We start from the raw sequence: 23,505 nt of genomic DNA on the forward strand, positions 1-23,505 counted from the left end.
ACTGATAGGCCCTGCTCATGGGTCAGGCGCAGGATCGTCCGGATATCTCTCACGGTCGTTCGTCTCGCTTGCTTCCGTCTGGGCATGTCGGCCTCTCTTCTTCGTGAGAGCCCAACCTGCCAAACGGCGCAGCCGAGAACCGGCCATCAAAACTGTCCGGGAATTACCGGAATTGCTGTCCGGGAATTAGTGAAAGAGCTGTCCGGAGATTACCGAAAACGCTGTCCGGACATTACCGAAACCCGCAGACAGTACCCATCACACTGCCGAAACTGCCCGCAGCGCTCAGCGAATGATCTTCGGTAGGCGCCGCTTCCACCGCTGTCCGCGCGGCAGTGCATCTGCGGATCGGTCACGAAGGCGGATCGACGAACGCGGCGCACGATTAGGCTCCGGTGGAGTGACAACCACCGGCATCGCCGACGGCTTCGGAATTCGCGATTTTCTGGGCTTGGCAGGGACAGGGCCTCCCTCGGGCGCGTCGATCGACAGCGGTGAGACGGTCGCGCTGAGAATCCTAGCCGGCAGGATGACCTTCGCCACAACGAGCTCCGGAGCCGCCGCAACGAGCACTTCGTCCCGCGCTTCCGGTTGAGCTTCCTTCAGTAGGAGGAGGTCGTGACCGCTCCACAGCGGATTTGGAACAGATTTTCCGGCTCCGTTCCGCCTCTGTTTAATTTCGACGATGAACGGCCGTGCTTGACGCTTCATTGAGTCTCTGATTCTGATCAATCTGTGGTCTCTTGCGTACTCAGAACGCCGAAGACGGCCCACGATGTCAATCCGCGCGCGCTTAACACCGCCCCATCACTGGGTCGCATGCCGATCGCTTGAGACCCCACGCCGACCGAAATTCGGTCGACACGCGTCGTCTACGGTTACGCTCGCGTCTCCACCGGGGATCAGGACACGGCCATTCAGAATGCCGCGCTCCGTGCCGCCGGCTGCATCGCGAACTTGGTCGAGAAGGTCACCGGCGCCACGACCACCGCCGGCCGCGACGAACTTTGCCGGGCGCTCTCCGTCCTGGGTGCCGGCGACATCCTGGTGGGCGGCCGGTCGCCCTCGCCGTTCTCCACATTCTGCCGGAGACACGCAGCGGCGTCCGTCACTGTGGAATTGTGCAGCTTGAGGTAGACGTACCGACACGGCTTCGTTACCTATGGTCGCCATCCGGGGGGGATGGTGGATGTATGCGCAAACGATCCGACGTTTGCTGGAATTGGCGCCGAACGGACTGTCACATGATCAGTTGCTGTGGCGTCTGCGCAGCTCCGGGCTGAGACTGTCGCCGGCCGATATCCTCGATTCCCTGACACTGTTGTCGGAAGGTGGAGAGGCGCGACTGACGTCCGCCAGGCGATGGCAAGCGGTAGCGCTCTCCTCGCCCCCGGGCCCGCAGATGAAAGCCTCACGGAACGGACGATTCGGCCCCGCCGGGACGGAGCCCCTGCTCGCGGTGCGCTTCCGCCACGAGGACCAGCCGGCCGGCGACGATCTCGGCGACGCGAAGGACGGTCAGCGGGCAGACGCAGATTGGCGAGCCCTACTGCGTTATTTTGCCGCCACCCAGCGCTCCGACCCGCGCGGCTCGGTCACCGAATACCCCGACAATCACGGTAGGGCCTGGCAGCTCGTCTGGGGCAGCGGCGACTGGTGGGCGCCGCGCCGCCGCCTCGTCCTGCCGCTGTCGTCGTGCCCGGAGACCTTTCGCGAAGCGGTGCACCTGCGGCCGGAGAAGGTCTGCACCATCGGCTATCCTCTGGCGCGCGTCACCGACGACGATGGCCCGCGGGTGCTGCCGGCGCTTCTGCTGCCGGCGAGTTTCTCCGTCGCCGGGGATGCGCTGTTGGTCGATCTGACAGCGGAAGTCCCGGCGCTCAATCCCGCATGGCTCAAGATCGCGGCGCGGTCTTCGGCCTCTTGGAAACAGGGATCGCTCACCGACGCGCTGATTCCGGAAGGCGAGGACGACGACCTCGGCAGTGTAGCCGGCCGGCTGCGCCATGTTCTCGCCACGCAAGGTGGCGGCGCCCTGAAGCCGGGCGATCTACTGGCCGAGGTGACGCTCGAAGGCAAAGGCCTTTGCAACGCCGCAGCGCTCTTTCTCCCCTCCGACGCGCGCTTCACCAAGGGCACAGAGCGCGACCTCGACGCCATCGCGCAGTGGTCCGACGACAAGCTCGCGGCGACGGCACTGGAGACCGTGCTTCGGGGCGACGTTGCGGCCAGCACTGCGGGCTCCGCCGCGCCGGTCGCCATGCGGGTACTGACACCGCACCAATATTCCGCCGCGCTCGACGCCATCCGCGCACCACTGACGGTGATCCAGGGCCCCCCTGGCACCGGCAAGAGCGAGGTGATCCTGTCGCTGATGCTGTCGACGCTGATCGACGGCGGCAGCGTCCTGTTCGCGTCGCACAATCACAAGGCGTTGGACGAGGTCGAGCGCCGGCTGAAATATCTGGTGCCCAAGCATCCGCTGCTCACCCGGGCACGCGACGCCGACGGCGAGCGCGACACCAACTTCTTCGCCGAGCTGGCAGCCATCGCATCGGGTCCCGTGCGCCCAGCGGCGGCGACGGAGGCGACGGAGCGGTCACGTCTACGCCAGTCGGCCGCGGCACTGGCCGAGGCAGAAGCAAGCGCAGCGGAGGCGCAGCGGCTGCGGCTGGCGCTCGCGGAGCTGACCGACCAGCTGGAGGCGGGCGATCCGGTCGACACACCGCCACCGTCGCGTGGTTGGTGGCGCACCCTTCTCGCTCGGATGTTCGGTCGCGGCCACGGCTCGACGGGGGAAGCCCGCCTAACCGTTCTGCGCAGAGAGATCCAGGCACGGCGGCTCGATCTGGAGCGGCTCGGCGCACCATCGACCGAGTCGATGGCGGCGTTAGCGGAGACGATCCGCGCGGCGTGCCCGGCGGCCGTCGACGAAATCGCGACGTATGAGCTGCCGCCGACCGCCGAGGAGCGGCATCGTCTCGCCGACCGTCTGGCGGAAATGAAGTTCGATGGCGATGCCGGCCCGGATGGGCTGACGCTCGAGGATGCCCGTGAGGTGCTCGCCCACCGGCCGATCTGGGCGGTCGGCACGCTGTCGGCGCCGAGCCGGATCCCACTCCGACCGGGCCTGTTCGACCTCGTCATCTTCGACGAGGCGAGCCAATGCGACGTCGCCTCCGCCCTGCCGCTGATGGCCCGGGCACGGCGGGCCGCCGTCGTCGGCGATCCGGAGCAGCTGAGTTTCATTCCGCAGCTGTCGCGCTTGAAGGAGCACGCGCTGATGGATGCGGCCGGGCTCGGCAAGGTCGGCCGGCACCATGTGGCACAGAGCATCAACTCGCTGTTCGCCTTTGCCCGCCGCCGCCCGACCTGCCGGGCACATTTCCTGGCGGACCAATTTCGCTCGGACGAGGCAATCGTCGATTATCTCAACGCCGACTTCTACCAGGGCGCACTGACGGCGGCGGTCGACGAAAGCCGCCTCAGAGTGCCCAACGGATATCGCGCCGGTCTGCACTGGCACGATGTGCCGGGGCGGGCGACGCGGGCTGATGGTGGCAACATCAATCTCGCCGAAGCACAGGCGGTGGTCGACCTCGTCGTCGCCATGGTGACCGAACGGGCCTACACCGGCTCGATCGGCGTGCTGTCGCCGTTCAACAGCCAGGTGAACCGGATCAATGTCCTGCTGGAGCCGCATCTGAAGCGGATAGAGGCGGTCGGCGTCGATCTCCAGGTTTTGACCATCGACCGCTTCCAGGGCGGCGAGAAGGACGTGATCCTCTTCTCCACCGTACTGGCCGCGGGAGCGCCGGCATCGGCAAAGACGTTCTATGTGCGCGAGCGACGGCGGCTGAACGTCGCCGTCAGCCGAGCGCGCGCGTTGTGCCTCGTAGTCGGCGACAAGAGTTACGTTAGGTCATCAGGCATAGCCCCCCTGGTACACCTGGCGGACTGGAGCGAGCGACCGGGGAAGCCGCGTGCCGGCTACGACAGCCTGTGGGAGCGGCGACTGGCGGCGGCAATGACGCGACGCGGCCTGACCTTTTTCCCGCAATACAGCGTCGGACGGCGCTATCTCGACTTCGCGCTCGATCCCGACGGCCGCAAGCTCGCTGTCGAGGTCGACGGGCAGCGCTGGCATACCGACCGCGACGGTGGCCGCAAGGTATCGGACCGCCTCCGCGATGCCGAATTGCGGGCGCGCGGCTGGACCATGCGACATTTCTGGGTTCATGAGCTTTCGGCAGACATGGAGGCGTGCGTTGACGCAATCGAGCGAGCTCTCGGACAGCGCTGAGCGAAGGCGCCGGTTCGGTTCGGCAACGATCACCGCGGTCGTGCTCTCGGCGTCGCTGTTGCTGGTGAACGGCGGGGTGCTGTGGTTCTTGCAGGATCATCAGCTGATCATCGGCGCACAGCGGAGCCAGATCACTGCCGACCGCGCTCAGGTAGAGGCGGATCGCGGCGCACAAGCCAGCCTCCTCGGCCAGCGTGACGCGCTCGTACAGCAGATCGGCGAACTCGGCCGGCAGCAGAGCACACGCAAGTCCGAGCTGGCGCAACTGAACGAGCAGGTCCGCGATCTGGAGCGGCTGGCCAAGCAACGCGAACAGGCGATCGCCGATACGGAGGCGGCGCGCAAGGGACTCGTCGAAGCGGAAGCCGCCAAGGCGGAGGCCGATGCCGCTGCCAAGCGTGCCCGCAGCGAGCTTCAGCAGGCGCAGGCGGATCTGAAGGCGGTGCAGGGCGACGTCGATCGGGCGCGAGCGGTCAAGGCGGCGCTCGACGACGAGCTGCGCAAGCTGACCGGTGCTCGCGATACGGCCGCGGCCGATACCCGCACCGCGGAGACGCGGCGGGCAGAGGTCCAGACCGATCTGGACGGGCTGACGCGGCGGCGCGACACGATGCGCAAGGACCAGGAGCAGGCGCTGCGCGATCTCGATGCCGCCAGAGCAGACGTCCAGAATGCCTTGGCCGAGGCGAGGAAGGCGCGTGACGACGCGGCCGGGTCAGTGCGCGCCAAGGCCGAAGCCGATTCGGCTGCGCAACGGGCGCAGAAGGAGGTGGACGAGGCACGCGGCAAGCTGAAGGCCGTAACCGACGATATTGGCCGCGCACGAAACGAGCTGACCACGCTCCAGACGTCGATCACAACGGCGACGAAGCAGGAACAGGACGCGCGCGTCCGCCTGACGGCGGCGCAAGGCGATTTGGCGGCGGCGGAGAAGGCCCGCGACCAGGCGCGGCAGGAACTCGTCGCGCTCAACGGTCAGATCGAGGCGGCCAAGGCGGAGGCACAGCGGCTGGCTTCGGCGAAGGCTGAGCTCGGCCAGGTCGTGCGCGACCTGACTGATGCTCGCAATGCCCTGCCGCAAGCCCGGGCCGATCTCGATGCCGTTCGCAAGCAGGGCGACGAAGTGCGCGCGCGGCGCGATGCGTTCGCCAGCGATGTACAGAGCCTGACAGCGCTGAAGGACCGGCTGACGGCGGACCTTGCCAAAAAAGCGGATCTCGACCGGGCGCTTCAGGACGTGCAGGAACAGACGGGCAAGGCACGCGCCGAGGCCGAACGGGCCCAGGCGGATCTGCGGCAGGCGAGTGCGGCCTTGCAGCAGGTGCGCGGAGAGGCCGGCGGCTTGCAGGCGGCGGCGGACGTGTTGCGCCGGTCGCTGGACGGTTTCCATCAGGAGGAAGTGCGGCTCGGCGCCGTCATAGCGCGGCTCACCGCCCAGCGCGACAATCTCGTGAAGAGTGGCGCCGCCGGCGACGCGGCACGGCCACCCGATACGATCGAACACGCCGACGCTCCACCCGCGCCGCCGACCGAGGGCGCGGTGGAACCTGGTCCCGTCCCCGCCCCATCGCCGGCCCCGGCCCCGCAGCCCGCGGCGGCACCAACGAAGGCGCCGGCACGCACGCCTGAGCGGCGCGCGCCGCAGAGTACGACTGTACCGATGCCCCTCACCCCCGCGCCTCGCACCCCGGCCAAGCCGCAAGAGCCCGCTCAATGATTGCGATGTTCTCCGCCAATCCCAGCCTGATGATATTCACCGTGCTCGTGGCGATGGCGCTGGCGCTCACGACGGTCTTCCTGGCGTACCGCTGGGAGGTCCAGCGCGCGCGCCTCCCGGAGGCGACACGCTATGATGGACTCACCGAACGCAATCGTGAGTTGGCGACGCAGATCGAACAGAAAGAGGACGAGTTGCGCATCCTGGATCAGAAGATCACGGATCGCGACCGTCTGGTCGGCGAGTTGGCAGCCCTTGAGGAGCGGTTGCATGCGGTGAAGGCCGAGTACGAAAGCCTCTCCGACGCGCGGCAGCAGATCGACGACGTCAAGCGGCAGGCGGCCGAGGCGGCGGGTGAGTTCGCGGAAGCTTCGGCCAACCGCGACGCCATCCGCGCCGAGTGCGACGATCTGAAGGATCGGCGTACGCAGCTGACGCACGAGATCGCCGACCTCGAAGCACGGGTGGAACAGCTTCGGAAGGAAGCCGAGAAGGTGCACGGCGTCGACAAGGAGGTTCTGGACGCCCTGCGCCGGGAGATCGAGACGACGCAGGCCACCAAGGCAGCGCTCGATACCGAGGTCGCCGAGCTGCGTGCGGCACGGGGAGCGCTGGTCGCCGAGCGTGGCATGGCCGAGGAGACCTTGGCCGAGGCTGGCCGCCTGCAAAGCACCCTGGATGACCTGCGCAAACAGGTCGAAGCGCAGCGTCGCGCGGTGGAAGAGATCGCCGCCCGACGCGCGGCCCTGTCGGCGGAGGCGGAGCGGATCGAACGCCTCGTTGCCCGCAAGGCGGCGCTCGACGCGGAGGTCGAGAGCCTCGAACGTCGGCGTGTCGAAGCCGAGACCGCCCCCGACAAGGCACCGGCGGATCTGACCGCAATGCTGGAGGAGCTGAAGCGCCGGCCATCTTTCCTGGATGTGCCGTCTGGCAGCCCGGCGCTGGTCCACAAGGAGCCGCAGACCGAGGAGAGCGCGCTCTACGACGTTTCCAGAGCACTCGAAGAACAAAAGCTTGCTTATGACGACCGCACTCTGCGGGCATTCCACACCGCACTGAAAATCAACGACAATGCACAGATGACCGTCCTCGCCGGTGTGTCCGGTACCGGCAAAAGCCTCTTGCCACGCCGCTATTCGGAGGCGATGGGCCTGCACTTCCTCCAGCTCGCCGTCGAACCGCGGTGGGACAGCCCGCAGGATCTGCTCGGCTTCTACAACTATATCGAGAAGCGCTACCGTGCCACCGAACTGGCGCGCGCCCTCGTCCACATGGACCCGAGAAACACCTCGACTCTGTGCGACACGCCGCAGAAGGACCGGGTGCTGGTCGTGCTCCTCGACGAGATGAATCTTGCGCGTGTCGAGTACTACTTCTCCGAGTTCCTCAGCCGCCTCGAAGTACGGCCGCGACGCGGCGACACTAAGGGGGCGCACAAGGATGCCGAGTTGGTTCTGGACATCGGCAGCGTCGGTGCGAAGCCAATACGGCTCTATCCATCGCACAACGTGCTGTTCGTCGGCACGATGAACGACGACGAGAGCACACAGTCGCTGTCCGACAAGGTGCTAGACCGAAGCAACGTGATGCAGTTCAGCGCACCGGAGGCGTTCGCCAAGCCGGCCGACGACGCGAAGGCCGTTCGGATGACGGGCTATCGTGATCTTCACTCATGGCAGAGCTGGATCCGCCCGATCAGTCATCTCGACCGGGAGGGGCTGCGACCGAAGGTCGACGACGTCATCAACAAACTCGCCGTGATCATGCAGGGCTGCGGCCGCCCGTTCGGCCATCGCCTCAACGAGGCGACGCTGGCCTATGTCGCCAACTATCCACTGCGCGTCGCCGGTCAGGTCGAAGAACCGCTCGTCGACCAGATCGAGTTCCGCATTCTGCCGAAGTTGCGTGGGCTCCAGATCGACAATCACCACGAGGTTTTCGACGAGCTCCAATCGCTGATCAGGACGCAGCTCAACGATCCGGCGTTCGCCGCCAAGATCGGCGAGTACGTAGCGCGGCAGGAAGGCCAGTCCAACCAGTTCAGTTGGCGCGGCATCAGCCGCAAGGGGTGAGGCGTGATCGAACTCTGGCACCGCCCATGGGCGAAGCTCGATCGTAGCGGGCGGCGCTACACACTGATCGACGGCGACGCATTCGTGCGTGACGCCCGCGAGACCGGGCCACTCTGGTTGTGCTTGCAGGAGCGCGACGAGCCGGTGGTCGACGGCAAGCGGAAGCTGGCGGAGGTCATCACCGATCTCGGCGACGGACGGCGTGTCTATTCCCTACCACTGCCTCTGCGGCCGACCGTCGGTCTCAAGCTCGATCGCCCCGGTCGTAGCCGTGGCCACGTCAGCATCGTGCCGCGCGGCCTCCTGATGCGGCCGCCGAAGGAGGGGCAGGCCGACCTGGGGGCGGTCGAGCTGTTCACGCGGGTCAAGGCGGTGTGGACACGGCTCAGCGACGTCGAGGACGTGCTCGGCGACCCCGCTACGATCTGGCAGCGTCTGGCGGCGCTGTGGATGAGCGGCGCGGCGGAGGATGATCCGAAGCGCGACGTCATCGTGCGGCACGCCCGCAAGCTCGGGCAGACGCTCGACATCATCGACAAGCGGCCGCGCCGCATCCTGCGCCGCACGCAGCAACTCGTGCCGCTGTCGCGCGTCCAGGAGCTGGACCGCAAGGCGATCACCTGGCTGATCCGCCAGCCGGGTGAGACGGTGGTGGAGCGAGCAGGGTCACGGCAGCGCATCCGGGCGGTGACGCGTGAGGAGAATTTCAACACGCTCGAAAACCGCGTCGTGCTGAGCTACGCGCGGCTCGCCGACCACCTCGCGCGGGATTACTGCAACCGCAACCGCTCGGCGGCGCAGTCGAGCCGTTATGCGGCGGTGCTGGCCTTCCGGCGCAAGACGCAGCGTCTGGCGCAGAATTTGGCCGACATGGGCGTGATCGCCGCCAACCCGGATGTCACGCCGAACTTCGTGTTGCAGAACAACCCCGCCTATCATGCGGTCTGGATCGCCTGGCGCGAACTTCTGCGCCACCATCGCGTCATCGACGATCTTTGGCATTGGCAGGCGCGCTCCTGGGAGGAATTCACGGCGCTGGCGCTCGTCGTGGCGCTCCACGGCATCCCGGGCGCGCGGATACTGGCGACGTCCCCGCTCATCTTCGAGGAGGAGCAGCGGCGCGGCTGCTGGCTGACGCACGTCAACCCGCTCGCCACCGTGTTTCTGGCAGAACAGGGCGTCGTGGCCGAAGTGTCCTATCGACCGCACTACAAAGGGAGTCTCAGGTCGTTCGCTGCGCCGATCTGGCTCAGGGTCGGCCGGCTGAACGTGCCGTTGGAGAATCAGCCATACTGGGTGGTGTGGCCGCTCTGGGATGCGGTTGGCGGCATCGATCCGGACGTGCAAGAGGCCGAGGAGATCGAGAGTGTGCTCGAGGCCGGCGGTAAGACCGTGGTGCGCGGCATCGTCGTACGCCCGACACGCGCCGCAGGGGGGATCGAACGCCAGTCGTCGAAGCGGGCGACCGTTGTCACGCTCGGCGCCAGTGGCGACGCCTTGCGGCAGGGCATCGAGGCGCTGCGCGATATCGTGGTCGCCGACATCGGTGGTGGTCGCGGTCATGGCTAAACTCGCCGGGCTCGACCTCGCCGGATGGCACGACGCCGCCTGCTGCAACTACGACCTCGCCAGCGGCGAGGCGACGGCGGAGGGCGTGGTCGTCGACGGCGGTATCGGAGCCGTGGTGGTCGACATGACGGTCGGCGGTACCAAGTGCGCCGTTGCCGGTCCGCAGGCGATCCTCTCGCCGATCGGCCGAGGCTACGGTTGGAGTAAGATCGGCGACCCGAAAGCCCGGCGTTCGTTGCGGGCTCGGTGGAAAGACCTCTTCGGCTGCGCGGCGGCGGAGCCGCACATGACGGACTTCGCCGCCGGCGTCACGGCACTGGCCGCCGGCGCCGAGCGCGTGTTGTTCTGCGTTCCCGACCGGCCGGAGATGAGCGAACGGCCGCAGCAGATGTTGCTGCGCGGCCTGACCGGCCGAGGCCGATCGCGGCCGACGCTGTTGTGGCGTTCAGTCGCCGTGTTGCTCGACGCACTCGACGGCGGCCGCTTGTCGAATGTGGCGGCAGGCATGATGATCGTCGTGCTGACGCACGAGGGTGACGGCATCGCGATGCAGCGCTTCGTGCTGCGCGGCCTCGACGCCCACGATGGCGTCCTGGCCCCCGAACGCGCCGCCGTCGGGCGCGTTTTCTGGCCCACCTGGGGGCTGGAATGCCTCCTGGAGACGCTGACGCGCGAGCTACACGCGGCCAATCCGGCGCTTGAGGAGTTCGGAGCCGAGACGCCGCGGCTGCCGCTCACCTTGCTGCTGATCGAGCCGCCCTTCGAGTTGCCGGAGATCATTCGACGCGACAACGGCGACTGGTTGCAGATCGACGCCCCGGTCGAACGGCCGATCACCCCCGACTTCGACGTCGCCGATCCCGACCTTCCTCCGGCCGATCTGGTGCTGGTGACCAGCCCTCTGGCGGCGCGCCATCGTGACCGGCTCGAAGCAGATGTCCGGCGTGCCTGGCCCGGCGTCGAGGTGATGGCGCTCAATCCCGCCTCGGCGGCGCGCGGCGCACTCTATGCCGCCGAGCGCATCGCCCGCGACATCCCACACTACCTTGACCGGCTCGACCCAATCGCGCTGGCGGTGCTGCGCGACGACGAGCCGGTGTTCCAGGACCTCATCCCGCGCGACGCGACCGTGCCGGGCAATCGGGAATATGTCTCCGAGCCGATCACGACCCTGATGTGGGCGACGGGTATGACGCAGGCGAACTTCTACATCCAGAAGGGCGAGCGCGAGATTCGGCATTGGAAGACGGCGGAGATGGAAGCGCCGAGCACGGCGCAGCCGCTCATCCTACATCTGCGGCAGACGCCGGCGCAGGGCTGGGCAACATTGACGGTGACGTCGCCAACTTGGGAGCTGTTGCGCGCGCGACCCATCGTGCTCGACTGGAACAGCGACGAGCTCAAGGTCGATGAGCGTAGCCCCGAGGAGATACTTAACAGCCTGGAACGGCCGCCGCCCGTCGTACCGAACCGCATCCGACACGAGGCGCATATCGGGCTTTGGAATGGTGAGTTTCGCCGCCCCGGCCTACTCAGCGTACTTCGCTCGCTCGACGCTGCGTCACCAGACGATCTGTCGGGTCTCGTCGCCATGCTACGGTCCTCCTACACCTTGCGGGAGAAGACCAAGGATGGCCTGCCATTGGCGCGACAGGTCTACGCCATCGGCAGTGACGGCGAGGTGCCGTCGATTGTCGCACCGGCTGACGTGGCGCGTCTCGACCGAATCCTGGCCGCAGTCGCCCAGCGCATGGCAACGGTGGTGGCCAAGCGACGCCCGCCGACCAACAATGAGTTGCTCCTGACGGCAACCTGGGCCTTTGGCCGGTGTCCTGCGGCAGTTCAGACCTTGCTCGTCGACGCGTATCTCCAGGACCGGAATGCTCAACCGCATCCGCTGGTCATCACGCACCACTCTCGTCGCGCACTGATCCACGGCCTGGGGCGATGCATCAGCGATGGGGCGCTCGCCGTTCGCCTCATCCGCAGCTTGCTCGACGGTGAACCGTCGAGCGATGCATTGGGGGCTGCCGGCGCGCTGTTGTCGCGGCCGGTGGCGACGCCGCTACACCTCAGCGATGAGGATATGGGCGATATCGTCGGGCTGTTGATCAAGCAGTTCCGGCGCATTCGAAGGGGCATGAGCTTCGGTGTCACACTGAAATACGCGCTTCTGTGCGCCGCCGGCTTGCTCCGGATCCGAGAACGGCTACCGCGGGCACTAATCGTGCGATCATCGGTCGAGGCTCAGCAATTGCTCACCGAGATCGAGGTGATCGCCGATCAGATCGAGCTTCGCCCCGGTCGCCCCGTGCCGGGCCGGGCGGCGAAACTCGCGATCATGGGCGACCTGATCGAGTACCTGAACGGTACCGGGGGCAATCCCGATATCCTGACCAACGTCGCGACACTGTCCGATGACAAGGATGGAGGAGACCGCGATGACGGCGACGCTTGATGAGTACCCAGCTCTGGAACAGGTGGTCGCGATCCCGTGGAACAGGTGGTCGGATTGCCGTGGATTACGCAGGATCGCTCCAATTGCCTGCCGAGCGTTTCGATCCGCGCCCCGGTGAAGGGGCGACCCATGGTGTAGGGGCGTCCAAACTTGGTGACGAGGTTTCGATCCACCCCCCGGTGAAGGGGCGACTTGATTTTCGCGAGCGCGTCGCGATCGGCTTGACTGTTTCGATCCACGCCCCGGTGAAGGGGCGACCTGGCCGGTCCCGTCGTTCCACACGCCGCCACGGTTGTTTCGATCCACGCCCAGGTGAAGGGGCGACGAGCGCGATCTTCTCGCCCCAATGGAGGTCGGAGAGTTTCGATTCACGCCCCGGTGAAGGGGCGACCGGAAGCCGCGGCGAGCATCGCGCTCGCGGTGATGTTTCGATCCACGCCCCGGTGAAGGGGCGACGACGCCACTCGCCCAACCGGCGGATGGCGTGAAGTTTCGATCCACGCCCCGGTGAAGGGGCGACTCCATCGAGAGGTGATGCCGCGGCGCGGGTGGACGTTTCGATCCACGCCCCGGTGAAGGGGCGACGGGTCTTTTCATGCTACGCGCCCCGCGCCTGTTCCGTTTCGATCCACGCCCCGGTGAAGGGGCGACGATTGTCGGGCGTGTGCCACGCCGTGCCGGCGGCGTTTCGATCCACGCCCCGGTGAAGGGGCGACTCGGCGGCGTCGCGCGCCGGGGACCGACTCTCGAGGTTTCGATCCACGCCCCGGTGAAGGGGCGACCGCAGCACGACGCCCGGTATCTGATCTGGCGACCGTTTCGATCCACGCCCCGGTGAAGGGGCGACTTCGCGCGTTCCGCCCCGCCGAGACGGCTTGGATAGTTTCGATCCACGCCCCGGTGAAGGGGCGACCGCGCGATCTATGCGGGACGATCCAAACGCGGGCGTTTCGATCCACGCCCCGGTGAAGGGGCGACCTGCCGCACATGGTTGTACCCCGGAGCATTATAGACGTTTCGATCCACGCCCCGGTGAAGGGGCGACCCGCGCTGGCGCGTGCCGGCGGTCTCCGCGCCGAGGTTTCGATCCACGCCCCGGTGAAGGGGCGACCGTAGAGGGCGGAATGGGCCGTGGTCATCATGACGTTTCGATCCACGCCCCGGTGAAGGGGCGACTTCCAACTCGGCGCGACCTTCTTCCCAATTCTCGTTTCGATCCACGCCCCGGTGAAGGGGCGACCTTCTTGACGGTCTCGAAGGTGGCGCTGTCGAAGTTTCGATCCACGCCCCGGTGAAGGGGCGACACCGTCGAGCGCTACCTCGATGGTTGGACCACCAAGGTTTCGATCCACGCCCCGGTGAAGGGGCGACGTGGTGACCCTCGGTGTGGTCACCACCAATGAGGAGTTTCGATCCACGCCCCGGTGAAGGGGCGACATCGTTCGAAAATCCACCCTCCTCTTTCACGGTGTTTCGATCCACGCCCCGGTGAAGGGGCGACGTGAGGAGTGTGGAGCCATGAGATATGACTATGTAGTTTCGATCCACGCCCCGGTGAAGGGGCGACCTAGTACTCTGGATTTGGAATTAGTATGCAAGAATGTTTCGATCCACGCCCCGGTGAAGGGGCGACAGAGGGGGGAGCAAACGGTCCCCCGGCTAACCGGAGTTTCGATCCACGCCCCGGTGAAGGGGCGACCCCGTATCCGTCCGCTTGAAACACCCACCCCTGGTGTTTCGATCCACGCCCCGGTGAAGGGGCGACGCACAATTGCCGCCGACGCTCCGACCACTTTAAAGTTTCGATCCACGCCCCGGTGAAGGGGCGACAGCGGCGAGACGATCACGCCGACGATTTTGGAGAGTTTCGATCCACGCCCCGGTGAAGGGGCGACAGAGCCGAGGGGGTCGGGTCGGTGGCGGCCATGGGTTTCGATCCACGCCCCGGTGAAGGGGCGACGGGTCACCGCCTGGCTGTCCGGCGACATAGCCGCGATGTTTCGATCCACGCCCCGGTGAAGGGGCGACCCGCTAGGCTCACTCCCCATCCCTCCGCAGCCAGCGTTTCGATCCACGCCCCGGTGAAGGGGCGACCGTCAAGTAACCGCGCATGCCTCCCGCGGTCAAACTGTTTCGATCCACGCCCCGGTGAAGGGGCGACGTGTCGCGGCCGTGCTCTTGTATTTTCAGCTTCGCGGTTTCGATCCACGCCCCGGTGAAGGGGCGACACGGCGCCGGCTCGCGTACGATCACGACGACCGGGTTTCGATCCACGCCCCGGTGAAGGGGCGACCTCGGCCCTCCGATGAGTCCGATCGCGAGGGCGCCGTTTCGATCCACGCCCCGGTGAAGGGGCGACAGCGGGTTATGCTCAAAATGAGCATAGCAGGAAGTTTCGATCCACGCCCCGGTGAAGGGGCGACCGCCGGTCAGCGCGGCCGGCAGGACGTCGAAGAAGTTTCGATCCACGCCCCGGTGAAGGGGCGACCTTCCGCGACCGTAAGACCGCGGAGCGCCGCTATAGCGTTTCGATCCACGCCCCGGTGAAGGGGCGACACGTGGGATCCTTAAGGTCACCGAGACTCTCAACTGTTTCGATCCACGCCCCGGTGAAGGGGCGACCCTCCGGCGCCTGATGCCGGCTCCACCACTGGGGAGTTTCGATCCACGCCCCGGTGAAGGGGCGACAGCTGTCGCCGTTCTCGGATACCCTCGAGGTCGTGTTTCGATCCACGCCCCGGTGAAGGGGCGACAGCTCGTGGGCGTCTTCGGTGTCGATGTGCAGAGAGTTTCGATCCACGCCCCGGTGAAGGGGCGACACTGGCATCTGGTCCAACGTGACCGATGAGGACATCGTTTCGATCCACGCCCCGGTGAAGGGGCGACCAATGGCTCCGGTTGCGACGCTCACCACCCCCAAGTTTCGATCCACGCCCCGGTGAAGGGGCGACACGTGGGATCCTTAAGGTCACCGAGACTCTCAACTGTTTCGATCCACGCCCCGGTGAAGGGGCGACGCCATCAAGCGCGGATGGCTGTTGACGAGCATGTCGTTTCGATCCACGCCCCGGTGAAGGGGCGACGCGTCGGCAATGACGGTCTGTTGCACGGCGTTTAGTTTCGATCCACGCCCCGGTGAAGGGGCGACCGGATGAATTCAACGGACTTGATACGACCCGCGTAGTTTCGATCCACGCCCCGGTGAAGGGGCGACCAGCGAGCCAATGGTCACGATGCCTTCCGTGAGAGTTTCGATCCACGCCCCGGTGAAGGGGCGACCCGTCGTGCACCTGCGTTGCCGCCGCGCCATTGACGTTTCGATCCACGCCCCGGTGAAGGGGCGACCGGCTCATCGTAACTCGTTCGGCTCAAGGGAGAAACCACCGCTGCCGCGCGGAGGTCAGAGCCGAGATGCTCCAAAGCATGGTGGATTCCGGCCGTGCACCGGTAAGCTCTGGAAAATCAGGAGCTTGGCGCAAGTGCGAACCCACCGGGATTTCCGCGTCCGCTTCCAGTTCGCGCGCCGCCGCAGAGGAGACGGCGGCGGGTCACGTCAGACGATCAGCGGACCATGGAAGTCGCTCGCCGGCTTGGCGCCGACGTGGTCGACACGACGTTCCCAGTTCGAGCCGAGGAAGTAGAAACGGAGCGAGTCGTGCTCCCGGTCGATGATCGCTTCGAGCCGCGCCCGAAGCGCCGTCCATTGTGCCGGATCGACCTCGATCTCGAAAACCGAATACTGCACGCGTTGCCCCCAGTCGAGACAGGCCTTGGCGACACGGCGCAGCCGACGGGCACCGCCCGCCTCGGAGGTCGCGACGTCGTAGGTCACCAGAACCATCATGGCTTCGCCCGCGCCTCCCGGTTCACTTCCACAGCCACGGCGGATAGGCGTCGAGATCGCCGCGCAGGTGACGGGCGAGCAGTTGCGCCTGGAGATGCGGCACCAACCCGAGCGGTGCGACCTCGTCGAGGAACGGATGCCGCCGCTCCTCCTTCTTGCGTTCGGTCCAAGCCGTCAGCACGGTCTTGCGGCCCTCGTCGCCGAGCCAGACGGCGCCGCCGTCCCGCAGGTCGAAATCGCGGATGCGCAACTGCCGCCGATTGACCAGTGACAACGCCAGTCGATCGGCGAGAACCGGGCGCAGTTCCTCCATCAGGTCGAGCGCCAGGCTCGGGCGGCCGGGCCGGTCGCGGTGGAGGAAGCCGACGGCGGGATCGAGGCCGACGCCCTCCAGCGCGCTGCGGCAGTCATGGACCAGCAGCGTGTAGAGGAACGAGAGCAGCGCGTTGACCGGATCGAGCGGCGGTCGGCGCGAGCGGCCGGCGAAGCCGATCTCCGGGTCCGGTGACCGGATCAGGCCGCCGAACACCGCGAAATAGAGCCGCGCCGCGTCGCCCTCCAGGCCGCGCAACTCGTCGGTTTCGATCGGCGCCAGGGCGGCCCGGCGCAGCGCCCGGGCGAGCCGATCGACGGTGTCCTCGGTGGCAGCCCGGGCGGTCGTCTCCATGTCGGCGCCGTGATCGCGCAAGGCGCGTTGCAGCACGGCGCGCTGATTGGCGATCTTGCCGCAGACGAAGCCGCGCACGATCTCGTGCGCGTCGTCGGCGCGTGCGTATTGCGCCCGGCGCAGCAACACGTTGCCGCTGACGGGACCCTCGATGCGCGCCTGGAACCGGCCGGCACGATCGAGCAGGACGATGGTGATGCCGGCCGTCGCGCAGGCCTGGATCAGCGGTGGCGTGAGCAGGATCGCTCCGAATGTCACGATCGACTGCAGCCGATGCAGCGGTACCCGCATCCGCTCGGCACCGTCGATCTCGACGACCAAATTCTCGCCGTCCTTCTTCACCGCCGCACCCTCGGTGGTGACATAGACGGTGTTGAGCAGTTTCTTCATGGCCGGCCCTCGTCGTCGACCGGTGCAGGGTCGGCGAGATCGGCGGCGATGCGTCGCTCCATCCAGGTCCGCGCCGAACGTCCGCCGGCCCTCGGGGCGCAGAGATCGATCAGCGAACAGGCGCGACAGCGATCGGCGCGATAGACCGCCGGTGGCGTCCGCCCCTCGGTCACCATCGATCGGAGCGCCGCCGCCGTCGCTTCCGTCTCCGTGCGGAGTTCCGCGTCGAACGGCACCCGCAGGCGCCGTCGTGTCTCGCCGTAGAACAGCGCCCCTTCCGGAACGGGCCGGCCGATCATTTCCTCGAGAGCGAGGCCCTGGGCGCAGAGTTGGACTTCGTCGGCGCGGTGGAGCTTCGGGCTGCCGCGCTTGAACTCGACCGGCAGGGCGGTCTCGCCACCGTCGTCGGCGGGCAGGAACTCGACCAGATCGGCGACGCCGGCAACCCCGAGGCGGCGCGAGCGCAGGGCCAGAGCGGTGACGCGGCGCAAGCCCCGTCGGCGCTTGGCGCCGGGTTCGTCGGCACTCTGATGCAGAATGCGGCCTTCGGCGGTGTAGACGTTCTCCGCCCACAGCCGCTCGACATGGATCAACGCCGCCTGACGCGGGCAGAAGACCATGTGTTGCAGCGCCGAGAGGGGAAGCAGGTCGTCGTCGCCGTCGTCCATCGCTCCCCCTCCACCGCTCACAGCAGGTCGAGAACCTCGACGCCCTCGGGCAGGGCCGTAGTATCGACCGAGATGCGGTAGTCGGCGAAGGCGCGGGCCGGCGGCAGGTTGTCGAGGCGCGGATCGCCGATCGCCACCGTGTCGTCACCGGAGGCGCGGCCGACCGTCACCCGTTCGAACAGCTTGTGCGCGGGCGCGTTGCCGAGCGCCGAGGCGTGACGGAAGACCACCAGCCGCCGCGCCGCCATCTCGCCGCGTGCGGCGGAGCGGTCGTGCTCGAACAGGTTCTGCAGGGCCTCCAACAACAGCGCGAGATCGCCCTCGGAAAAGCCGGTGCGCTCGGCGAGCTTGGCAGAGACGAAGCCGTGCACCCGGTAGAGTCCGTAGGGCACGATGTATTTGCGGCCCATGGTGCGGTTGTCGGTGCGTTCGTCGCCGTCGGAGCCGTCCGCGAGCTTCGACTTTTCCTCGGCCGAAGTCGCGGCCATGCGGGTGATCGAGATTTCCAGCGGGATGATCGGCTCGATCGAGCGGGCGAAGGCGATCTGCACGGGGCCTCGCACCTGACCGCAGTTGATGCCGGTCGACATCACCGCGCCGAAGGTGCGCACATCGAAGAAATTGTCGCACATGAAGGCGTTGAGTTTCGCCGCCTCGTCGTCGGATTTGGGGTTGAGCTTCTTGTCGGTCGCCGCCTTGGCGTCACCGTCGCGCACCGCCTTGTAGGCCTCGCGATGCTTCTCGTTGAGGATCGCCCCTTCCGAGACGTAGATGCGGAAGCCGGCCGCGTCTCCCTTGGCCAGTTCGACGTAGTTGCGGACCTTGCGCTTCAGGCTGACGTCGGAGACGAGGCCCTGGTTGGTCTCCGGATCGAGGCGCGGCAGATTGCCGGCATCGGGGTCACCATTGGGATTGCCGTTGGAGACGTCGAAGAAGAAGACGAAGTCGTGGCGTCGGCCGAGCGTGGTCATTGTTGCGTCTCCTCAGGCACGGAAAGGGTTTCCTCCGGCTTCGGCCGGGGGCGGAAGAAATCGTTCTTCTGGTGGTAGTAGCCGATGGCGAACAGCGCCTGATGCGCCGCCGGCAGCGTCGGAACGAACAGTTTGGTCGCATCCGCCAGTTCGAAGATCTCGCCGATGCGGCGATCGAGCGAAGTGGCCAGTCCCGGCTTTTCCTTGCGCAGCTTGGCGAGGTGGTGGGTCGCGGTACGCTGCAAGAGGGGGAAGACGGCCCGCGGGCTGGCCGAGGCGGTACCGTAATACTTGTCGCGGATGGTGGCGTTGAGCCCGGGCAGGGCCTGGGTCTGGGCATATTCGTAGGCCGCGAACAGCCGGCCGAGCAGATAGCCCGGGTCGCGGTTGGTGGGGTCGAGCGACACGGGAACCTCCCATTCGAGATTGCGGACGAGCACGGATTTCAGGATGGCGACGCGGTGCGCGTTGACGTCGTGATCGGCACGCAACCGCGTGATCACCGACGACATCAGGGTCAGCGGATAGGGCGTGCCGGAGAGGATCGCGCGCAGCCATTCGCCGGCAAGGTTGGGGGCGATGTTCTCCGACTTGCGCAATGTCGCGGTTTCGATCAGCAGCCGCCACATCGACGGCAGCGGCTCCCTCGGCGGCGGGTCGATGCGCAACCGTTCGAGATGTTCGAGATAGCGCTGGCCGATCGCGCCGAAGTCGTCGGCGATGAAGAACCGCACCGACACCCGCGCCGCGTTGGGAGCGAGGCCGAGGACGAAGAAACGCACGCCCTCGGGCAGGTCGGGCGTCAGGTCGGTGATCGGTAGGCCCTGGCGGATCTTCTCCAGCACCGCACCGACCTTGGTCGCCTCGGCGCTTTCGTCGACCTCGGCGCTCGCTCCCATGATCTCGGCGAACCAGTCCTCGGCGAAGACCGCCGCCTCGGCGTTCGACGCATCGGCCCAGAACACGGTCGAGGCATCGCCGATCTGGATGCGGTGGCCGCTGCCCTTCTCCAGGTAGCGGTTGAGGGCGCTGACATAGGCGAAGGCGGCGGCTTCCGAGACGGGCGCGTTTTCGCCCTGTTCGTGGCCGTAGGAGGTGAAGGCGTCGAGATTGAAGGAGACGAGCGAGGCGCCCGACGACTGCGCCCCCCACACGCCCTTGATCGCCGGATGCAACCGAGCGATCGGACCGGGCTCGCCCGTCACCAGACAGGCGACTTCCTTGCTCTCACCCGCGGCTGCCAACCGCGCCCACAATGCCTTCGCCGCGGGCCGATCGTGGATGCAGGCGATCGTGCCGCCGGGGCCGCGCCGTTCGCTCTCCAGGGCGAAGACGGTGTTCTGGTCCTTCATCTCCTCCGGCCAGCCGCGCTCGGCGAAGGCTTCCGGCGTCCAGGCTTCGACGAAGCGGCGCAGCGCCACGAGGCCGGGGTCGGTTTCCGCCGCCAGGAGATCGAGATGGCGGGCGCGAAAGACGGCATGTTCCTTCGCCGTGGATCTTCCTTCAATCGCCGTCACGCCGAGGACGTAGGCGGTCTTGTCCCAAAGGGTATTTGCCGAAGGCCCCGACGTCCGCTTCACCGGCTGCGGCACCCGCATCATCCGCGGCTCGCGCTTCTTGCCTTCGCCGCCGCGCAAGTCGATAGGCGCGCCTGCGACGGTGCCGTCGTCGTTCAACGGGATGAGAAAGCCGATCTTCTCCGACGAGAAGCCGTAGGGCGGCACCTCGCCGCGGGTTTCCATACGCTCGTAGGCGCGCACCAGAGAGGCGAGGGGGCTCATCGGCGGATCTCCGGCGAATCGGGACGTGGCACCCGCATCACGCCGTTCTCCAGCCGGGCGCGGAAGAACAGCGACGAGCGATCACCACCGTGGTCGATGTCCCACAGCATGAAGCCGAGGTCGCGGCTCTCGTCGATCGCCGGGGGCAGGGGGGCATCGGGGGGGAGAAGCTCGAAGGCGGCGGGGAACTCGCGCGTGCCCAGGCACGGCTGGTGGAAGCACTGACCGCGCGCGGCGCGCCGATTGAACGTGTCGAGGTGCTTGCCCTCGTTGTCCTCCGGCCCCGCCTTGGCCGTTAGTTCGAAATGCGCCTCGACGACATAGGCGACGCTGACCAGAACGGTCGAAGCGCGTTGCTGGCGATCCTCGTCGACGCGCAGGCGCAGGTCGCCGAGATCGCCCGATTTCATCGCCGCCCGCGCCTTCGACGCCGGCACCTTGTGGCCGACCTCGTTGCGGCGGATCGACTGGAAACGGATCGGCTTCAACACATGGATGGCGTCGACGACCCAGCGGATCGCCGGCTTCCAATGGATCGCCTCGAGAATTCCGCGCGCTGCGGAAGGCGTCATCACGTCATAGGAGACGCGTTCGACCTTCATCTCCGGCCGAGTGAAGCAGGCGTAGTCGCCGGATACCAGAAGTCTGATGCCGTAGGGCATGGCGGTCCTTCTCAAGCCATCAGCAGATCGAGGTCGTTGCCGTCGGCCGCCTCCCAATGGAGGCCGACGTCGGCGCGGTAGAGTTTGTCGGTGACGAGCACGGCAAACTGGTCGCCGAGGTCTCTTTCTCGGATCAGGCGGACATCGCCGCGCGCGATCAGGCCGAAGCGGATCCGCGGGGGTATCTGGACGAGGAACCGTTGTAGCTTGCGTGCGGCGCTGCCGGGCGGCAGGAAGCTCCGCTCGAGATCGTCGATCGCCTGCTTCGCCTCGGCCTCGATCGCCACGATCACCGGCGCCATCTCGCTGTCGATCAGCCGAAACGCCTCGCCGACCTTGCGATAGTCGAACGACGGCACCCCGGCGGAGAGCCGCCAAGCCTTCATCACGCCGTGCACGTCGAGCCGCTCCGGCCCGATCCGCCAGAACACTTCGCCGAAATAGTCGCGGATCGCCGCATTGGTCAGGAGGTCGTCGTGACGCGCGCTCACCCGCCCCATGTCGGCGACGAGGCCGGCAATCTCGCGCGGCGGCGGATGATCAGGGGCTCGGAACACCGTGACCAGACTCTCGTCGATCGGCCGTTTGCCCTCGCGGTTGCAGCGCCCGGCGGCCTGGGCGATCTGGTCGAGCCCGGCTTCGGCCCGCCAGACGCGCGGAAAGTCGACGTCGACCCCGGCTTCGACCAAACTCGTGGCGATCACCCGGCAAGGGCGGCCGTCCTTCAGCCGTTGGCGTACGCCGGCGAGGATGCGGACGCGATCGGCGGCATATTGCCGGGTCGAGAGGTGGGTCACGCCGTCGAGCCCGGCGGCGCGCGCGCAGTCGAATAGCGCCAGAGCATGGCGCCGACTGTTGACGATGACGAGGCCCTGGCGGCTCGCCTCCAGCGCGCTCACCAGCGCCTCGTCGTCGAGATCTCCGACCCGGGCGAGCCGTACCCTCGCCAGCGCCCTGGTCAGTCGATCCGGTTCCGGCGCCAGTTCGCGGCTCGGGTCGAGGTCGGGCCCGTCGGGAAATCCGTCGGCTTTCCCCAAAGCCGGCTGGGTCGCGGTACACAGCACCACCGATGTGCCGTAGCGCTTGGCCAATTCTCCAATCGCCGCGACGCAGGGCCGCAGCACCGGCCGCGGGATGGTCTGCGCCTCGTCGAGGACGATCACCGCGCGGGCCAGGTTGTGCAGCCGCCGCGCCCGCGACGGGCGATGCGAATGCAGGCTCTCGAACAGTTGGACATTGGTGGTCACCACGATCGGTGCCGCCCAGTCCTCCATGGCGAGGCGCAACTTGTCGCGCGCCGTACGCCCGCCGAGCTTCTCTTCGTCGATCGAGGAATGATGTTCCAGCACTACGTCGTCGCCGAGTACGTCGCGGAAGATCTCCGCCGTCTGGTCGATCACCGAAGTAAAGGGGATGGCATAGACGATGCGATCGAGGCCGTGGCGCTTGGCGTGATCGAGCGCGAAGGCGAGCGACGCCAGAGTCTTGCCGCCGCCGGTCGGCACCGTCAGGGTGAACAGGCCGGTCGACTTCGCCGCGCCGGCCCGGACGTTGCCGAGAATCTCCCCGCGCAGCCGGTTGACCGGGGTATCGGCAGCCCCCGCGGCGAGGGCCGCCATGTGGGCGTCGAGCCGGACAATGAGCCGATCGACGACGTCGGGCAGTCGCGGCCAATCGCGATCGACCGGTTTGCCCTCCGCGGCCGCATAGAAGGCCTCAGTGTCGCGAAAGTCGGCGTCGACCAGGGTGGAAAAGACCATACGGCCGAAGAATGCCAGGGCGCGGGGTAGACGCTCCGGGCCACTCTTCACGTCCGAGAGATCGAATGGTGGCATCAGTCCGGTCGCGTCTGGCGCAATCTCATTCCGCCACTGATCGACCAATGGCTCCAACTCGCGCGAGAACCGATCATCGAGCGCACCGACGGTGCCGATGCTGTCGGGCAGGCCGGCGTGGTGCCCGGCGATCGCATGGGCGAGGATGCGGGCGATCAAGAGATCCGGGGTCTGGAGCCTCGGGTTCGACGGCGTGGCGAGCGTCACAGCCATCTTGGCGCCGGCCGTGGCATGATCGACCTTGCCCCAGTCGTCACGGATGCGCCTCTGGAAGGCGAGAGTGTATTTACCGAGATCGTGCAACAGACCGGCGTACCGAGCCGCCGTCGTCGCGCCGAACTTGCCACCTCGCGCCCCCGCCAGGGCGCCGACGGCAACGAGGTGATCCGCGAGGGGCTGCCAACCGGACTCAGGACGTTCTGTCAGAGAATGGGCGTGAAACATGGGGGCACCGACTCAGGACAATAACAATCAAACGCTGTTTTTCGTATTTTCGCAACGAATGAGGAGCAAGAAAATCTCCGATTCTTCAATGCTCTGCCGAGGAAAATTCGGAAGGGTCGGAGAT

General features: G+C 66.9%; 14 protein-coding genes and 1 CRISPR repeat array. Of the genes, 6 read left to right on the top strand and 8 right to left on the bottom strand.

The features are described 5' to 3' along the window. Positions 1 to 285: 285 nt before the first annotated feature. Positions 286 to 711 (bottom strand): hypothetical protein, encoded by a 426-nt coding sequence (locus EYW49_RS08985; protein ID WP_131308503.1) that lies wholly within the window; start codon positions 709 to 711, stop codon positions 286 to 288. A gap of 141 nt (positions 712 to 852) precedes the next feature. On the opposite strand from EYW49_RS08985, the gene EYW49_RS08990 reads away from it, so the two are divergent. From EYW49_RS08990 to EYW49_RS09015, 6 genes are read left to right on the top strand one after another with little or no spacing between them, the layout of a single operon-like run. Continuing rightward, the gene (locus EYW49_RS08990; protein WP_131308806.1) at positions 853 to 1,137 is read left to right on the top strand and encodes a recombinase family protein; all 285 of its coding nucleotides are present in this window, start codon (positions 853 to 855) and stop codon (positions 1,135 to 1,137) included. Between the two features lie 52 nt (positions 1,138 to 1,189). Next, positions 1,190 to 4,303: an AAA domain-containing protein gene (locus EYW49_RS08995; protein WP_165498191.1), complete on the top strand. Its 3,114-nt coding sequence runs from the start codon at positions 1,190 to 1,192 to the stop codon at positions 4,301 to 4,303. Beyond that, positions 4,269 to 6,020, top strand: a complete 1,752-nt coding sequence (locus EYW49_RS09000) for a coiled-coil domain-containing protein (protein WP_131308508.1) — start codon at positions 4,269 to 4,271, stop codon at positions 6,018 to 6,020. The genes EYW49_RS08995 and EYW49_RS09000 overlap by 35 nt, the downstream gene beginning before the upstream one ends. After that, on the top strand, positions 6,017 to 8,092 hold the full coding sequence (locus tag EYW49_RS09005; protein WP_131308511.1) for an AAA family ATPase: 2,076 nt from the start codon (positions 6,017 to 6,019) through the stop codon (positions 8,090 to 8,092). Before EYW49_RS09000 ends, EYW49_RS09005 begins: the two co-directional genes overlap by 4 nt. 3 nt (positions 8,093 to 8,095) lie before the next feature. After that, positions 8,096 to 9,661, top strand: a complete 1,566-nt coding sequence (locus tag EYW49_RS09010) for a DUF2357 domain-containing protein (protein WP_131308514.1) — start codon at positions 8,096 to 8,098, stop codon at positions 9,659 to 9,661. Then, the gene (locus EYW49_RS09015; protein WP_131308517.1) at positions 9,654 to 12,119 is read left to right on the top strand and encodes a hypothetical protein; all 2,466 of its coding nucleotides are present in this window, start codon (positions 9,654 to 9,656) and stop codon (positions 12,117 to 12,119) included. The genes EYW49_RS09010 and EYW49_RS09015 overlap by 8 nt, the downstream gene beginning before the upstream one ends. A gap of 96 nt (positions 12,120 to 12,215) precedes the next feature. Next, positions 12,216 to 15,464: direct repeats of the CRISPR family, unit length 31 nt; unit sequence GTTTCGATCCACGCCCCGGTGAAGGGGCGAC. Positions 15,465 to 15,672: 208 nt separating this feature from the next. Here EYW49_RS09015 and cas2 read toward each other — a convergent pair. Genes cas2 through cas3 form a run of 7 tightly spaced genes read right to left on the bottom strand, consistent with a single transcriptional unit; the run spans position 15,673 to position 23,381 of the window. Further along, the gene (cas2, locus tag EYW49_RS09020) at positions 15,673 to 15,963 is read right to left on the bottom strand and encodes a CRISPR-associated endonuclease Cas2 (RefSeq protein ID WP_131308520.1); all 291 of its coding nucleotides are present in this window, start codon (positions 15,961 to 15,963) and stop codon (positions 15,673 to 15,675) included. 22 nt (positions 15,964 to 15,985) lie between these two features. Further along, a complete protein-coding gene (gene cas1c / locus EYW49_RS09025; protein ID WP_131308523.1) occupies positions 15,986 to 17,020 on the bottom strand; it encodes a type I-C CRISPR-associated endonuclease Cas1c in 1,035 nt (344 codons plus the stop codon). Then, the gene (gene cas4, locus EYW49_RS09030; protein ID WP_131308526.1) at positions 17,017 to 17,688 is read right to left on the bottom strand and encodes a CRISPR-associated protein Cas4; all 672 of its coding nucleotides are present in this window, start codon (positions 17,686 to 17,688) and stop codon (positions 17,017 to 17,019) included. Before cas4 ends, cas1c begins: the two co-directional genes overlap by 4 nt. 17 nt (positions 17,689 to 17,705) lie before the next feature. Continuing rightward, positions 17,706 to 18,659 (bottom strand): type I-C CRISPR-associated protein Cas7/Csd2, encoded by a 954-nt coding sequence (cas7c, locus tag EYW49_RS09035; RefSeq protein WP_131308529.1) that lies wholly within the window; start codon positions 18,657 to 18,659, stop codon positions 17,706 to 17,708. Further along, complete coding sequence (gene cas8c, locus EYW49_RS09040; protein WP_131308532.1) at positions 18,656 to 20,440, bottom strand: type I-C CRISPR-associated protein Cas8c/Csd1; 1,785 nt, start codon at positions 20,438 to 20,440, stop codon at positions 18,656 to 18,658. Before cas8c ends, cas7c begins: the two co-directional genes overlap by 4 nt. Then, positions 20,437 to 21,102: a type I-C CRISPR-associated protein Cas5c gene (gene cas5c / locus EYW49_RS09045; RefSeq protein WP_131308535.1), complete on the bottom strand. Its 666-nt coding sequence runs from the start codon at positions 21,100 to 21,102 to the stop codon at positions 20,437 to 20,439. The genes cas8c and cas5c overlap by 4 nt, the downstream gene beginning before the upstream one ends. Before the next feature lie 11 nt (positions 21,103 to 21,113). Then, complete coding sequence (gene cas3, locus EYW49_RS09050; protein WP_131308538.1) at positions 21,114 to 23,381, bottom strand: CRISPR-associated helicase Cas3'; 2,268 nt, start codon at positions 23,379 to 23,381, stop codon at positions 21,114 to 21,116. Between the last annotated feature and the right edge of the window lie 124 nt (positions 23,382 to 23,505).

This window comes from Siculibacillus lacustris (assembly GCF_004328075.1).
GTDB lineage: Bacteria > Pseudomonadota > Alphaproteobacteria > Rhizobiales > Ancalomicrobiaceae > Siculibacillus > Siculibacillus lacustris.